We start from the raw sequence: 14286 nt of genomic DNA, 5'->3' as shown, positions 1-14286 counted from the left end.
GGGGCGCCGCCGCCGACCTTGCTATCGCGGTATAATCGCCCGATCATGCCTGGAGGCAGTGACATCCTTCCGAAACCACAGGCGTCGGCGCATGCCGCCGGGCCGGTGAGATAAGAGAAAAACGGGGCGCCCTGTCGTGGATATCGACCATGCGGGGAATGAAAGGGACTTTCATGCTGAACTCAGTCAAACGCGGCTTCACGCGCAGCGCAGGCATTGCCATCGCGGCGCTCGCGGCCGGCTTCATCGCGGCGGCACCGGCTCAGGCCGGCCCCACGCTCGACAAGATCAAGGAGCGCGGCGTCATCAAGGTCGGCGTCGGCAGCCAGGCCGGGTTCTTCGCGCCGGACGCCAATGGCCGCTGGCAGGGCTTCTTCGTCGATTTCGGCCGCGCCCTCGCCATCACCGTGTTCAACGACCCCGACAAGGTGGAGTTCACCAATTCCTCGCCCCAGCAGCGGCTCCCCGCCCTGCAGGCCGGCCAGTTCGACATCCTGCTCTCGGCCGTGACCCAGACCATCACGCGCGCCTTCAAGCTCAATTTTCATTTCGGCCCGGTGGTGTTCTATGACGGCCAGGGCATCCTGGTGAAGAAGTCGCTGGGCGTGACCAAGGCTGCCGAGCTCGACGGCGCCACCATCGGCGTGCAGAGCGGCACCACCGGTGAACAGAACATCGCCGATTTCTTCAAGAAGACCGGCAAGACCTACAAATCCGTGGTGATCGAGGACACCGCCACCTTCACCCAGGCCCTCACCTCCGGCCGCGTCGATGCGCTGACGCAGGACGGCACCGATCTCGGCCTGCGCCGCGCCGCCCTGCCCAATCCGGACGAATATGTCTTGCTGCCAGAGCGCCTGTCCAAGGAGCCCTTGGCGCCGGCGGTGCTCGGCGGCGACGACCGCTGGCTGGAGATCGTGAACTGGACGGTCTACGCCACCATCCAAGCCGAGGAATTCGGCATCACCAGCCAGAACGTCGACAGCTTTCTCACCAGCGAGGATCCGGCGATCAAGCGTTTCCTCGGCGTCGACCCCTCTCTCGGCCAGGCCATCGGGCTCGATCCGAAATTCGCCTACAACATCATCAAGAAGGTCGGCAATTACGGCGAGATCTTCGAGCGCAATCTCGGCAAGAGCACGAAGATCGGCTTCGATCGCGGCCTCAACAATCTGTGGACCAAGGGCGGCCTGATCTATTCGCCGCCCTTCCGTTGAAATGAGGGGGCGGGTCTTCGAACCCGCCCCAAACTTCGGATCGCTTGATGGCCGATACGATCAGCATAGCCTCCCCCGCCCCGCCCGGGTTTACCGGCAAGATCCGCCAATGGTGGGGAGCCCATCCCTTCGGCCAGCTCTTCCTGATCGCCGCCCTGGCGCTGTTTCTCGGCCTCATCTGCCACAACATCCTGGCCAGCATGCATCGCCTGGGCATGGCGCCCGGCCTCGACTATCTGTGGCAGCCGGCCAATTTCGACATCACCGAAAGCCTGCTCGTCTATCAGGCCGGCGACAGCTATGCGCGCGCCATCGCAGTCGGCCTGCTCAACACGCTCAAGCTCGCGGTGCTCGGCTGCCTGTTCGCCACCATTCTCGGTACGAGCCTCGGCATTGCCCGCCTGTCCGGCAATCTGCTGCTCTCCCGCCTCGTGCAGGCCTATGTCGAACTGATCCGCAACACGCCCCTGCCCCTGCAGCTTTTCTTCTGGATCGCCCTGACCCAGGCCCTGCCCCCCACCAGGCAGGCCCTACAGCCCTTCAGTTCGACCTTCCTGTCGGTGCGTGGCATCTTCCTGCCCTGGGTCGAGATCGACAATGGCGAGAGCCTGTGGCTGCTGGCCGTCGTTCTGGTGCTGCTCGCCTTCGGCGTCAGGGCCTTCCTCCGTCGGCTGCAGCATCCCCTGTCGGCTCTCGGCCTCCTCGGTGTATCAGCCCTCTTTCCGGCCGTCGCCATCGCCTGGATCTTCATCGCCGACGTCACCTTCACGCCGGACCTGCCAGTGCTGCAGGGCTTCAACATTCGCGGCGGCATCACCCTGACGCCGGAATTCGCCGCCATGCTCGTCGGGCTGACGATCTATTATTCCGCCAGCATTTCCGAAAGCGTGCGCAGCGGCATCGAATCCGTCAATGTCGGCCAGTGGGAAGCCGGCCGGGCGATCGGCCTGCCGCGCGGGCGCATCATGCGCCTGATCGTGATGCCGCAGGCGATGCGCGTGATCACCCCGCTGATGACCTCGAGCTATCTCGACCTCACCAAGGACACCACGCTCGGCATCCTGATCGGCTTTACCGAGGTGACCGCCATCATCAAGACCAGCGCCAACAATACGGGCAACGCCGTCGAGACCATCATCGTGCTCGTCGCCGTCTTCCTGGCCGTGAGCATGCCGACCTCATACCTGATCAATCGCTACAATCGCAGCCTGGCCAAGCGCGGGATCATCGCCAAATGAGCTCGATGTCCCTTCCCGATGCAGCGCGGATCCGATCGAGCCGGCGTTGGCAAACACTCAAGGCCGGCCTGTTTTCCTCCCCTCTCAACACGGCGATCACGCTCGTCGTCCTGGCCCTGATCGCCTGGGCCGGTTCGCATCTGTTCGACTGGGCTTTCATCCGGGCGACCTGGTCGGGCACTTCGCAGGATTGCCAGGCCAATGGCGGCGCCTGCTGGGCCTTCGTGGGGGTCAATCTCAAGCTGATGCTGTTCTGGACCTATCCGTCCGACCTCCTCTGGCGCCCGATTCTCGGCCTGGTCCTGATGTTCGGCCTGGCCGGCCTCAGCACGATCCCGCGCTTCTGGGGGCGCGGCCTCATCCTGGCCTGGATCGCGGTGCCCCTGGTCACCTGCCTGCTGCTGCGCGGCTATTTCTCCGGCATCATCGTCTCGACCAATGATTGGGGCGGCCTGCCGCTGACCATGCTGATCTGGACGATCGCCTATGCCTCGTCCTTCCTGATCGCCATTCCCCTCGCCCTGGGGCGTCGTTCGAGCATGGGCGGCGTGCGCCTGGTCAGCACCAGCTTCATCGAGATCGTGCGCGGCATGCCGATGCTGGTGGTGCTCTATGTCTCCAGCCTGATCGTGCCGATGGCCCTGCCCTATTTCGACGTGAACCTGTTCTTCAGCGTCGAGGTCGCGCTGACCCTTTTCATCGCCTGCTATCTGGCGGAGGTGATCCGGGCCGGCATGCAGGCCCTGCCATCTGGGCAGAGCGAGGCGGCCCGGGCCCTGGGCCTGAGCTACTGGCAGACCACGGGCCTGGTGATCCTGCCGCAGGCCCTGCGCGCCATCATCCCGCCTCTGGTCAATCTGGGCATCGGCGTTCTGCTCAGCACCCCCCTGATCGGCTTCATCGGCATGATCGACTTCCTGACCGCCGTCAGGAACACGGCCGCCACCAATGAGCAGGTCTGGCCGCACTCCTATCCGGAGGCCTATGCCTTCGCCGCCCTGGTCTATTTCCTGATCTGCTTCCCGGCCTCGCGCTACAGCCTGTGGCTCGAACGCCGCCTGAAGGCCTCCACCAGCCATCAGGCGAAGGAGAAGTAGAAGGCGGCTTGCGATGACGATCGTTGGTGTGCCGGTCTCCAAGACAGGCATTTTTGGTTCAGAACTGCTGCTCTTGAGACCTCATGCGGTTCACTTAAGCGTCCATGTGTTTGCTCGACCTTTGTCGTTGCCGGGCTTGACCCGGCAATCCAGCCTGGATCTCAACGTTGCGCCTGCGGCTTCTGAATAGCCGGGTCAAGCCCGGCTATGACAATTGGGAGCGTTTCCTCCTCAAGTGAACCGCATGAGGTCTGCAGACCGGCATGCCAATCGCCCCACGATCGATCCTTGACAAAATAATACGGTCGTACATATTGAAACTATGGCACGCGCATCGAACCGTGAAAAGCTCCTCGTCGCCGGGCTCGGCCTGATCCACGAGCATGGCTACAACGCCACCAGCGTACGCGACGTCGTGCGCGCGGCCGGCGTTCCGCAGGGTTGCTTCACCAACCACTTTACTTCCAAGGAGGCTTTCGGCTTGGAGGTGCTGGGTCTCTACCGCAGCGAGAAGCGGGAGGATGCCCACAAGACCCTGCTCGACGACAACCAGCCTCCTCTCGAGCGCATTCGGGGCTATATCGACGCCAGGACGGAGCGGTTCAAGCAGAACGGCATGCGTTGCGGCTGCATGTTCGGCAATTTCGCGGCCGAATCCAGCAGCGAAAGCGAGGCAATCCGCCTCGAACTGCTCGACATCTTCGCCGAGAGCCGGCGCGCCATGCGCTATTGCCTGGAGGCCGCCATCCGGACCGGCGACCTGCCTCCGGCGTTCGATTGTGACGAGGCCGCCGCCTTTATCCTCTCTTCGCTCCAGGGAGCCTTCCTTACCGCCAAGACGGTGCGCGGCCCGGCGCCGGTCGAACGTTTCAAGAAATTCCTGTTTGGTTCCATCCTACGTTGAGGCCCCAGCTTCGGACGCTCAGCTTCAGCACGAAATAATACGCTCGTACGTACTTTATCCTTTTCAGAACGAGGTTCTGCAATGCCAGACTCGGCACTCTGCCCCTCAGATATTGCCCGGCAGGCCAACTCGACGCCCGACCCGCGCCGCTGGTCGGCCCTGACTATCCTGCTGACCGGCGCCTTCCTGGCTCCTCTCGACTTCTTCATCGTCAACGTCGCCATGCCGGCCATTACCACCGGCCTCCACAGCACGGCTGCCGACGTGCAGATGGTGATTTCCGGCTACGCGGTCGTCTATGCCGTTTTCCTGATCACCGGCGGGCGGCTTGGCGACATCTTCGGCCGCAAGGCGATTTTCATGACCGGCCTCGCCGGCTTCGCCGCCGCCTCCGCCCTGTGCGGCCTGGCCTGGTCCCCCACCGTGCTGATCGCCGCGCGGATGCTGCAGGGCCTCGCCGCCGCCGCCATGGCGCCCCAGGCCCTGGCCTCCGTCCACGCCCTCTTCCCGGCACATGAACGCGGACGAGCCCTCAGCATCTACGGCATCGTGCTGGGCCTGTCCTCCATCATCGGCCAATTGCTTGGCGGTGCGCTCGTCGGCGCCGATCTCGACGGCTTCGGCTGGCGGCTAATCTTCCTGATCAACCTGCCTATAGCACTCGTCGCCTTTCTTGCCGCGATTCCGCTGCTGCGCGAAACCCGCAGCGAAAAGCGGCCTCGTCTCGATCTCGGCGGCGTGGTGCTTTCGAGCCTGGCGCTCAGCAGCCTGGTGGTGCCCCTTGTCGAGGGCCGTGAACGCGGTTGGCCCTGGTGGTCGATCCTGATGCTGCTGGTAACGCCGATCTTCGTGGAACTCTTCCGCCGCTACGAGCAGCGCCTCGCCCGGGCCGGCGGCGATCCCCTCATCGACCTGAGCATCTTCCGCCTGCCGGGCCTGGTTCGCGGTATCAGCGCCATCCTGTCGCTCTACGCCATGGCGACCTTCTTCCTGACCTATTCGCTCTATCTCCAGGGCTCGCTCGGCTACACCGCCTGGCAGGCGGGGCTCGCCATCCTGCCCTTCTCGGCGGGTTTCCTCATCGGCTCGACGTCCAGCCCAACGATCAGCCGACTTGCCGGCGGCTTCGCCCCCGCCTTCGGCTTCGCCAGTTCGGCCCTCGGCGCCGCGGCCACCGCGCTCCTCGTGCTGGCCTTTCCGGCCGGGGCCATGCCACCGCTGCCGCTGATGGCGCCTGCCCTCGGCCTCATCGGCCTCGGCATGGGCACTTCCATGCCCACCATGATGCGGGCAATCGTCGAACGGGTCGGGCCGCATCATGCCGGCCTGGTCGGCGGCATCGTCAACTCCACGCTGCAGGTCAGCGCCGCGATCAGCGTGGCGGTATTGGGCGGGCTGTTCTATACCATCCTGGGTGTGAGAACCGATGCTGCCGCTATCGGTCACGCCTTCGCCTGGACCCTGCTGGCCATCGCTGCCTGTCACAGCGTCGGCACCTATCTTGCCGCGGGCTTGGGCCGGCGCAAGGCCATGACCATCCAGGTGGTTCCCTCCGTCGCGGATTAAGGAAAGCTGACGTCATGACGAACAAGGCCATGAAAGTTCCAGGACCCGATCACCCCATCACCATCGAGCCAAGCGGCGAGCGCATCGTCGTCAGCCTCGCCGGCCGGGTGATCGCCGACAGCCGGCAGGCGCTGCGCTTGCAGGAAGCGTCCTATCCCGCCGTCCTCTATATTCCGCGCAACGACGTCGACATGGACGCGCTCACGCGCAGCGAGCATGCCACCTACTGCCCCTACAAGGGCGAATGCTCCTATTTCAGCCTTCCGGCGGCCGGTGAGCGCGGGCTCAACGCGGTGTGGAGCTATGAGGCGCCCCACCCCGCGGTGGCTGCCATCAAGGACCACCTAGCCTTCTACCCCGATCGGGTGGACACGATCGAGAGATTGCCGATCGGATAGAAGCGTTTCGTCAGCCACTCACTTTGCTTGAGGGGCAGCGCAAACCCGACAAGAAGAAAACCCGAACCGGCGAGTTGGCCTCACGCCTTGCCGTGCCAGGGCACCAGCAGCTTCTCGGCCAGCCTCACGATCCACTCGAAGCCGATCGCGACCAGGGCGATCACGAAGATGCCGAGGACGACGATATCGGTCTGCAGGAAGTCGGAGGCCGTCTTGATCATGATGCCGAGGCCGCGCGACGCGGCGACCAGCTCGGCGGCAATCAGGGTGGACCAGCCGACGCCGAGCCCGATGCGGACGCCGGTCAGGATCGACGGCAGTGCATTGGGCAGGATGACATGCCAGAGCACCTGCCAGCGCCGTGCGCCCAGGGCCCGGGCCGCGTCCACGCGGTCTGGCGGCACGGCACCGACGCCGGCGGCCGTGGTGATGGCCACGGGTGCGAAGACCGCGATCAGGATGATCAGCACCTTGGTGGTTTCGCCGATGCCGCACCAGATCACCATCAGAGGCAGATAGGCAAGCGGCGGCACCGGGCGCAGGAATTCGATGACCGGATCGAGAATGCCGCGGGCGATCGGGCTGAGACCGATGGCGACGCCGGCCGGCACGGCCGTCACCAGCGCGATCAGCAGAGCGGCAAGGATGCGCCAGAGACTGGCATCGAAATGCTGCAGCAGCGTTGCGTCGGCATAACCTTCCATGGCCACAGTGCCGAATTGCTCCAGAACGGCCCGTGGCGACGGCAGATAGAAGGCCGGCAGCCATTCGAAATAGCTGGCAAGCGACCAGAGCAGCAGCAAGGCGAGAATGGTGAGGATGCGCACCGGTGTCGCACCGATCGGCGAGGCGGATCTACGCGGGCTGCGCTTGCCGTTCTGCTCTTCGACATCGTCCACAGCATCGGATTTGATGCTGTGGATTTTCGTTGTCGCATCGTCTTTGCCGAAAACCGGTGACCACTTTTCGGCACGAGGCTTAGAGCTGACTGAGTTGGCCAGATCGCTCATGCATCCGCTCCCTTCAGGACGGCCGCGAGCACCTGCTCGCGCAGGGCGATGAAGGCCGGGTCCGACTTGATCGACCGGCTGCTCTCCCCGGCCAGGACCCGGCGCGAGAAATCGGTATGAAACTCGCGCGTGATGCGTCCCGGGCGCGGCGACAGCACCACGATGCGGGTGGCAAGGAAGATTGCCTCCTCGACGCTATGCGTGATCAGGAAGACGCTGCGTCGCGTGCGGTCCCACAGATGGATCAGCAATTCCTGCATCTTCTCGCGCGTCAGCGCATCGAGAGCGCCCAGCGGCTCGTCCATCAGCAGGATTTCGGGCTCATTGGCGAGCGCGCGCGCCATGCCGACACGCTGGCGCATGCCGCCGGACAATTCCCAGATCCGGTGATCGGCGAATTCGGCAAGACCCACCAGGTCGATGATGCGTCCGCAGCGCTGCTTGCGTTCGGCAATATCGAGCCCGGCAAGCCTGGGGCCAAACTCGATATTGCCGCGCACCGAAAGCCAGGGAAACAGGGCATCGTCCTGGAAGACCACGCCGCGCTCGCCGCCGGGCCCCTTCACCGGCTTGTCGCCGAGGGTGATCGCGCCCGAGCTCGGCGGCAGAAACCCGGCGAACAGCTTGAGCAAGGTCGTCTTGCCGCAGCCGGAGGCCCCGACCGCCACGACGAACTCGCCAGATTCGATGGTGAGGGAGACATTGCTGAGGGCGGTGACGGAACGCCCTCCTCTGCCGGAATAGACGACATTGACGTCACGGGCGGACAAAGCGGACACGGGAACCTCTTTCAGCCCTCGGAACGTCATTGCGAGCGCAGCGAAGCAATTCAAGTTCCTGCGCGAGGCAGGCCAGATTGCGTCGCTGCGCTCGCAATGACGGTGCGGGCCACCGTTTCAATTCATTGAATAAGGCCCGCCCCGGGAGGGAGGAGATCCCGGGGCGGGCAAGCCGACGAAAATCTATTGGGAGGAGAGTTTCGTCAGGGCCTGTGCGGCGAAGGTCTTGTTCACATAGGCGGAATAGTCGGGCAGCACCGCCGGGATCTTTTTCTGCTCGGCAAGGAAACCGGCCGTATCGGCGATGGCCTTGACCGTGGCGCCGCCCAGCAGGTCCGGCGAGGACTGCTCGGCCAGAAGCGGCCAGACATTCGCCTTCAAGAGGCCGGGCACATCCTCGGGCTTGGAGCCGGTGAGCCGGGCGATCGCCTTGGCCTGATCGGAGGCGGCGCTCCAGGTCTCCGGATTGTCCCGATAGATCTTGTAGGCCTCGCCGGTGACCTTGACGAAGGAGGTCACCACGTCGGGATGGGCCTTGGCGAAGTCCTTCGAAGCGATCCAGGCATCGAAGGTCGGCGCGCCCCATTTGGCGACGTCGGCCGAGGATACCAGCACCTTGCCCTTTTCCTTGAGCTTGCCCAGGGCAGGATCCCAGACATAGCCGCCGTCGATGTCGCCACGCTCGAAGGCAGCGGCGAGTTCCGGCGGGCGCAGATTGAGGATTTCGACCGATTTCGGCGCGATGTCCCAGTGCTTGAGCGCCGCAAGCAGGCTGTAATGCGAGGTGGAGACGAAGGGCACGCCGATCTTCTTGCCGGCGAGATCCTTGGGCTCCTTGATGGTGTCGCGCACCACCAATTCCTCGGAATCGCCCAGGAGGGCGGCGACGAAAATCGTCTCGATCGGCAATTGGCGGCTGGCGGCCGCAGCGAGCGGGCTTGAACCGACATAGCCGATTTGCACGTCGCCCGAGGCGATGGCCGCGATCACGTCGGCGCCGGAGTCGAATTTACGCCAGGCGATCTGCCAGCCGGTCGCCTTTTCATAGGCGCCCGCGGCCTGTGCGGCCTTGGCCGGGTCGACCCCGGTCTGGAAGCCGATGGTCACCTTGTTGTCGGCCGCGTGGGCCGCACCGCCCAGGGCGGTGCCGAGCGCCAGGCCAGCGGCCAGGAACAGGCGGCGATTGAGCGTTGTCATGTGAGATCCTTGAAGACACGATCCGTCATCCGCTGCACGGAGCATTAAAAAACGCTCGGCAACGTCGATGCGGTGATGGAGGCAATGTGTGATGCAACGCCGGCCCGGCGTTCGAATGCAAAGGACTCAGCGGCGACAACAACTGGCGTGCTTCACTCCTGCACCGGCCAGCCAGGAATCGCAAAATGCTCCGTCTACCGGTGCGGCAGACGGGAAGAACGTTTCAGCTCGAACGCATTTTGCTTCGATCATGGCGATCCCCTCAACAGGTTCGGCTTGCGGGGAAATCAGGGCTGCCCGCTCGTCATCATCGAAGGTTGCGACGGCAGCGAGCTTGTGTCAATTAATTTCTATAGAATTAGTAGAAAATTTAAGCCAAAGAAAAGCGGACCCAATGGGGTCCGCCTGGAAGAATGCCTGTCCGGCCCGGCGCAAGGTGCATTCAGGCTGAATGCTTCTTTGCGCAAATCAGGCCGACAGCCTGTCAGCGCTATCAGCCGACGATCTCGTTGCCCGAGAAGAACTGGGCGATCTCGATCTTGGCATTGTCGAGCGAGTCCGAGCCATGTACCGAGTTCTCGCCGACCGAAAGGGCATAGAGCTTGCGGACGGTGCCTTCGGCGGCATTGGCCGGGTTGGTGGCGCCCATCACTTCGCGATGCTTGGCGACGGCGTTCTCGCCTTCCAGCACCTGCACGACGACGGGGGCCGAGATCATGAACTCGACGAGTTCGCCGAAGAAGGGACGTTCCTTGTGCACGCCGTAGAAGGTCTCGGCCTGCTCGCGGGTCATGCGGACGCGCTTCTGGGCGACGATACGCAGGCCGGCCTTCTCGAACACGGCATTGATGGCGCCGGTGAGGTTGCGGTTGGTCGCGTCGGGCTTGATGATCGAAAAGGTGCGCTCGAGAGCCATGATCGTCCTGGTTGCTGTGAGTTGAGGTGAGCGGCTTATAGCCATGCCCCTGCCCGGCTTCAACCCCCGCTGCGAAGCGCATTCACGCCGAATGCTCGTTTACTCCGGTTCCCCGCAAATGGGCGCGCCTTCGCCCTTCCCGCCGGCGCCGTCAAATCGGTCGGCACCATGGCCGCGCGAACCTCTGATCCTTCCACGCAAAAAAACGGCGACCGGATGAACCGATCGCCGCTTGAAAGCCTCCATCTCGAGCGTTTTCCAGAAAATTTGATAGACTTTTCGATTAAGAAATCGTGTCAAAACAAAGAGTTAGAGAGAAAGTGCGATTCAGGGAAATCGCACTTTCTCTCGGCTTGCCTCAGGCCTGCTCAGGCTCCAGCAGCACCTTCCAGATCAGGCCGCCCACGATGGCGCCGACAAGCGGAGCAACCCAGAACAGCCAGAGCTGGCTCACGGCGCCCGTCTGCGCGAAGAAGGCGACAGCCGTCGAACGGGCCGGGTTGACCGAGGTGTTGGTGACCGGGATCGAGATCAGATGGATCAACGTCAGGCCAAGACCGATGGCGATCGGCGCAAAACCGGCCGGCGCCACCTTTGAGGTCGAGCCCAGGATGATGACGAGGAAGGCTGCCGTGAGCACGATCTCGGCGATCAGGCAGGCGATCATGCTGTATTTGCCGGGCGAAAGATCGCCGAAGCCATTGGACGCAAAGCCGCCGACCTCGAAGCCCTGCTTGCCGGTGGCGATGGCATAGAGCACCGCCGCACCGGCGAGGCCGCCGACGACCTGGGCGATCCAGTAGGGAATGAGCTCGGCCCAGCTGAACCGGCCACCGACGGCCAGGCCCAGCGAGACGGCCGGATTGAAATGGCCACCGGAGATGCCGCCGACCGCGAAAGCCATGGTCAGGACGGTCAGGCCGAAAGCCAGGGCCACACCTGCGAAGCCGATGCCCAGTTCCGGGAAGGCCGCCGAAAGCACGGCGGCACCGCAGCCGCCGAAAACCAACCAGAACGTTCCAAAGAACTCTGCCGCGAGTTTTTTAATCATGTCTCATCCATTGGGGCTTGTCTAACGAGAGGTTGCTTGGTCCACGCCGTGAATGGCTCATCTTCATGGACCAATTCTTGCTGTCGCCCGGCATCCTAAATTGACGTTGGGGAACGAATTAATATTGTACCTCCCCAATCGCCCGGATAGATGAAATATCATGATTCTAGCGCAACACCATGGATCAAATGCCAGATTCGCGAGTGAAGCTTCAGCAATTGGTTAAAAATGGCGATTGCCCACCACGAGATTCGACAACACCAACCATGGCATCACGGAACGGAAAGCCGAAATAGTTTTCCGCATGGACTACCATAAAAGAGGAATCTATCCTTCTCCGCTCAACCATCACGTTCTCAGGCTGGCGGCAGAAAATCCGGATTGAAAACGACCTCCCACAAATGGCCGTCGGGGTCCTGGAAATAGCCGGCATATCCGCCCCAGAAGGTCTTCTGAGCGGGCTTGACTGGGCGTGCACCTGCGGCGATAGCCTGCTGCATCACCGCATCGACTTCGGCTTCGCTGCCGACATTGTGGCCGAGAGTGAATTCGGTCGGACTGGGCGCCGACTGCGCAATGCCGGCGTCGTGGGCGATGTTGGCGCGCGGAAACAGCGCGAGCCTCAAGCCGCTCTGCAGATCGAAGAATGCGACAGTGCCGTGCTCGAATTCGTGGCCGATGATCCCCTCGGTCGGCAGGCCGAGGCCGTCCCGGTAGAAACGCAGGGCGGCTTCCAGATCGTCCACGCCGATGCTCAAGACGCTGATAAGCGGTTTCATCGCGAAAACTCCTTGTTCGATGTCCTGCCAGAACGTTCGACAGCCGCGTGTGGCTCAAGGCGCCCCTTTCCCGACATGGCGGCATGTCGCGCATCCGCCTTGAAGGCTTCTGCCATATGCCGGGAGATTGCTCTCTTCCTGGCGGGCCGTCAGCCATGGTTGTGAGCAGGATGAGGTCAGAGTAGCCAAATCAGGGGAGCAACGCGACGCCCTCGGCATTGCATGATTGCCCTGCCGGCCGGCTCATGCCAAAAGCCCGGCCATGTTACATGTGAACGGCCTCACTTATCGCCTGGGATCGCGCGTCCTGTTCGACAACGCCACGGTGGCGCTGCCGCCGGATGCGCGCGTCGGCTTCCTCGGCCGCAACGGCACCGGCAAGACCACTTTGTTCCGCATGATCATGAGTGAAGTCTCGCCCGATCTCGGCAGCGTCTCGGTACCGCGGGGCATGCGCATCGGCCGTGTCGCCCAGGAAGCGCCGGGCGGGCCGGAAACCCTGATCGAGGTGGTGCTGGCGGCCGACGAGGAGCGCACGGCCCTGCTGGCCGAGGCGGAGACGGCGAGCGATCCCCACCGCATTGCCGAGATCCAGACCCGCCTTGCCGACAAGAACTCCCACGCAGCACCAGCGCGCGCCGCCACCATCCTCGCGGGCCTCGGCTTCGACCATGCCGCGCAAAGCCGCGCCTGCTCGGAATTCTCCGGCGGCTGGCGCATGCGCGTGGCGCTGGCCGCCCTGCTCTTCACCGAGCCGGACCTGCTGCTGCTCGACGAGCCGACCAACTATCTCGATCTCGAAGGCACGCTGTGGCTGCAAGATTATCTTGCCTCCTACCCCCACACCGTGGTGGTGATCAGCCATGACCGCGATTTGCTCAACGCCTCGGTCGACTACATCCTGCACCTGACCGAGGGCCGGCTCGAACTCTATCGCGGCGGCTATGACGGTTTCGAAAGACAGCGTCGGGAAAAGCAGGCCCTCAGCCTGAAGCTCAGGAAGAAGCAGGAAGACCAGCGCCGCCATATCCAATCCTTCATCGATCGCTTCAAGGCCAAGGCCACCAAGGCGGCCCAGGCCCAGTCGCGCATGAAGATGCTGGCGCGCATGGAACCGGTGGCGGCGCTCGTCGACGAGGAAGTCAGGCCCTTCGACTTCCCGCCGCCCGCCAAGCCGCTGTCACCGCCGATCATCGCGCTGGAAGGCGCCAGCACTGGCTATGGCGAGCGCACGGTGCTGTCGCGGCTCGACCTTTCCGTCGACAGCGAGGACCGCATCGGTCTGCTCGGCTCCAATGGCAACGGCAAGTCGACCTTCGCCAAGCTGCTGGCCGGGCGCCTCGCGGCCATGGCCGGCCGCATGCGGCGCTCCTCGGCGCTGAAGGTCGCCTATTTCGCCCAGCACCAGCTCGACGAGCTCAATCCTCAGGCCTCGGCCCGCGACCATGTCGCCGAGATGATGGTCGGCGCCACCGAGGCACAGATCCGCGCCCGTACCGCCCAGATCGGTTTCGGGGCCGACAAGGCCGACACCCCGGTCTCCAATATTTCCGGCGGCGAGAAGGCACGCCTGCTGATGGGCCTGGCCACCTTCGGCGGGCCGCATCTGCTCATCCTGGACGAGCCGACCAACCATCTCGACATCGACAGCCGCCAGGCCTTGATCCAGGCGCTCAACGACTATCCCGGCGCGGTGATCCTGATCAGCCATGACCGCTATCTCCTCGAAGCCTGCGTCGACCGGCTCTGGCTGGTGGCAGACGGCACGGTCAAGGGCTTCGACGGCGACATGGAGGATTATCGCCGCCTGGTGCTAGCCAAGCCGGCCGTAGAGAAAAACGAGCGCGCCGGCGAGCCGACGCAGCGCCAGGCCAATGCCGCGCGGCGGGCGCAAACCGCGGCTGACCGCGAAAAAGTTCGGCAGATCGAAGCGGCGATGGAAAAGCTGCAGGCCATCATCGCGGATCTCGACGAGAAGCTGTCGCGTCCCGGCCTGTTCGAACGCTCGCCCGACAAGGCGGCCGAGATGGCCAAGGCGCGCGCAACCGCCGAGGAAAGGCTGCTTCTGGCTGAGGAAGCCTGGCTCGAAGCCAGCGCCGCCCTGGAGGAAGCATCTTCCTGACGTCACGGAGTG

General features: G+C 63.8%; 14 protein-coding genes. 8 read left to right on the top strand and 6 right to left on the bottom strand.

Annotated features, from left to right (window positions below):
• Positions 1-173 precede the first annotated feature (173 nt).
• The 7 genes from U1R88_RS11265 to U1R88_RS11235 all read left to right on the top strand — a co-directional run bounded on the left by U1R88_RS11265 (position 174) and on the right by U1R88_RS11235 (position 6420).
• Positions 174-1217: an amino acid ABC transporter substrate-binding protein gene (locus U1R88_RS11265; protein ID WP_322431296.1), complete on the top strand. Its 1044-nt coding sequence runs from the start codon at positions 174-176 to the stop codon at positions 1215-1217.
• 47 nt (positions 1218-1264) lie between these two features.
• Positions 1265-2455, top strand: a complete 1191-nt coding sequence (locus tag U1R88_RS11260) for an amino acid ABC transporter permease (protein ID WP_322431295.1) — start codon at positions 1265-1267, stop codon at positions 2453-2455.
• Positions 2452-3552 carry an amino acid ABC transporter permease gene (locus U1R88_RS11255; protein ID WP_322431294.1) on the top strand — a complete coding sequence of 367 codons (1101 nt, stop codon included), beginning with the start codon at positions 2452-2454 and terminating at the stop codon, positions 3550-3552. The genes U1R88_RS11260 and U1R88_RS11255 overlap by 4 nt, the downstream gene beginning before the upstream one ends.
• Before the next feature lie 13 nt (positions 3553-3565).
• Positions 3566-3742: a hypothetical protein gene (locus U1R88_RS11250; protein WP_322431293.1), complete on the top strand. Its 177-nt coding sequence runs from the start codon at positions 3566-3568 to the stop codon at positions 3740-3742.
• A gap of 132 nt (positions 3743-3874) precedes the next feature.
• Positions 3875-4456 carry a TetR/AcrR family transcriptional regulator gene (locus U1R88_RS11245; RefSeq protein WP_322431292.1) on the top strand — a complete coding sequence of 194 codons (582 nt, stop codon included), beginning with the start codon at positions 3875-3877 and terminating at the stop codon, positions 4454-4456.
• Positions 4457-4537: 81 nt separating this feature from the next.
• The gene (locus tag U1R88_RS11240) at positions 4538-6022 is read left to right on the top strand and encodes an MFS transporter (protein WP_322431291.1); all 1485 of its coding nucleotides are present in this window, start codon (positions 4538-4540) and stop codon (positions 6020-6022) included.
• Between the two features lie 14 nt (positions 6023-6036).
• Positions 6037-6420, top strand: coding sequence for a DUF427 domain-containing protein (locus tag U1R88_RS11235; protein ID WP_322431290.1), 384 nt, complete (start codon positions 6037-6039; stop codon positions 6418-6420).
• A gap of 80 nt (positions 6421-6500) precedes the next feature.
• On the opposite strand, the gene U1R88_RS11230 is transcribed toward U1R88_RS11235, so the two are convergent.
• The 6 genes from U1R88_RS11230 to U1R88_RS11205 form a co-directional block, all read right to left on the bottom strand.
• Complete coding sequence (locus U1R88_RS11230) at positions 6501-7430, bottom strand: ABC transporter permease subunit (RefSeq protein WP_322431289.1); 930 nt, start codon at positions 7428-7430, stop codon at positions 6501-6503.
• The gene (locus U1R88_RS11225; RefSeq protein WP_322431288.1) at positions 7427-8209 is read right to left on the bottom strand and encodes a taurine ABC transporter ATP-binding protein; all 783 of its coding nucleotides are present in this window, start codon (positions 8207-8209) and stop codon (positions 7427-7429) included. The genes U1R88_RS11230 and U1R88_RS11225 overlap by 4 nt, the downstream gene beginning before the upstream one ends.
• Before the next feature lie 183 nt (positions 8210-8392).
• The gene (tauA, locus tag U1R88_RS11220) at positions 8393-9406 is read right to left on the bottom strand and encodes a taurine ABC transporter substrate-binding protein (protein ID WP_322431287.1); all 1014 of its coding nucleotides are present in this window, start codon (positions 9404-9406) and stop codon (positions 8393-8395) included.
• 493 nt (positions 9407-9899) lie between these two features.
• Positions 9900-10322 carry a nucleoside-diphosphate kinase gene (ndk, locus tag U1R88_RS11215; RefSeq protein WP_322431286.1) on the bottom strand — a complete coding sequence of 141 codons (423 nt, stop codon included), beginning with the start codon at positions 10320-10322 and terminating at the stop codon, positions 9900-9902.
• Positions 10323-10680: 358 nt separating this feature from the next.
• Positions 10681-11373, bottom strand: coding sequence for an aquaporin Z (aqpZ, locus tag U1R88_RS11210; RefSeq protein WP_322431285.1), 693 nt, complete (start codon positions 11371-11373; stop codon positions 10681-10683).
• A gap of 356 nt (positions 11374-11729) precedes the next feature.
• On the bottom strand, positions 11730-12152 hold the full coding sequence (locus U1R88_RS11205) for a VOC family protein (protein ID WP_322431284.1): 423 nt from the start codon (positions 12150-12152) through the stop codon (positions 11730-11732).
• Positions 12153-12414: 262 nt separating this feature from the next.
• Between U1R88_RS11205 and U1R88_RS11200 the strand changes: the two genes are divergently transcribed.
• Positions 12415-14274 carry an ABC-F family ATP-binding cassette domain-containing protein gene (locus U1R88_RS11200; protein WP_322431283.1) on the top strand — a complete coding sequence of 620 codons (1860 nt, stop codon included), beginning with the start codon at positions 12415-12417 and terminating at the stop codon, positions 14272-14274.
• Positions 14275-14286 lie beyond the last annotated feature (12 nt).

It is taken from the genome of Labrys sedimenti (assembly GCF_034424805.1).
GTDB classification, from domain to species: domain Bacteria; phylum Pseudomonadota; class Alphaproteobacteria; order Rhizobiales; family Labraceae; genus Labrys; species Labrys sedimenti.
The sequence above is the reverse complement of the archived record's forward strand: the minus strand, read 5'-3'. Positions and strand labels throughout refer to the sequence as shown.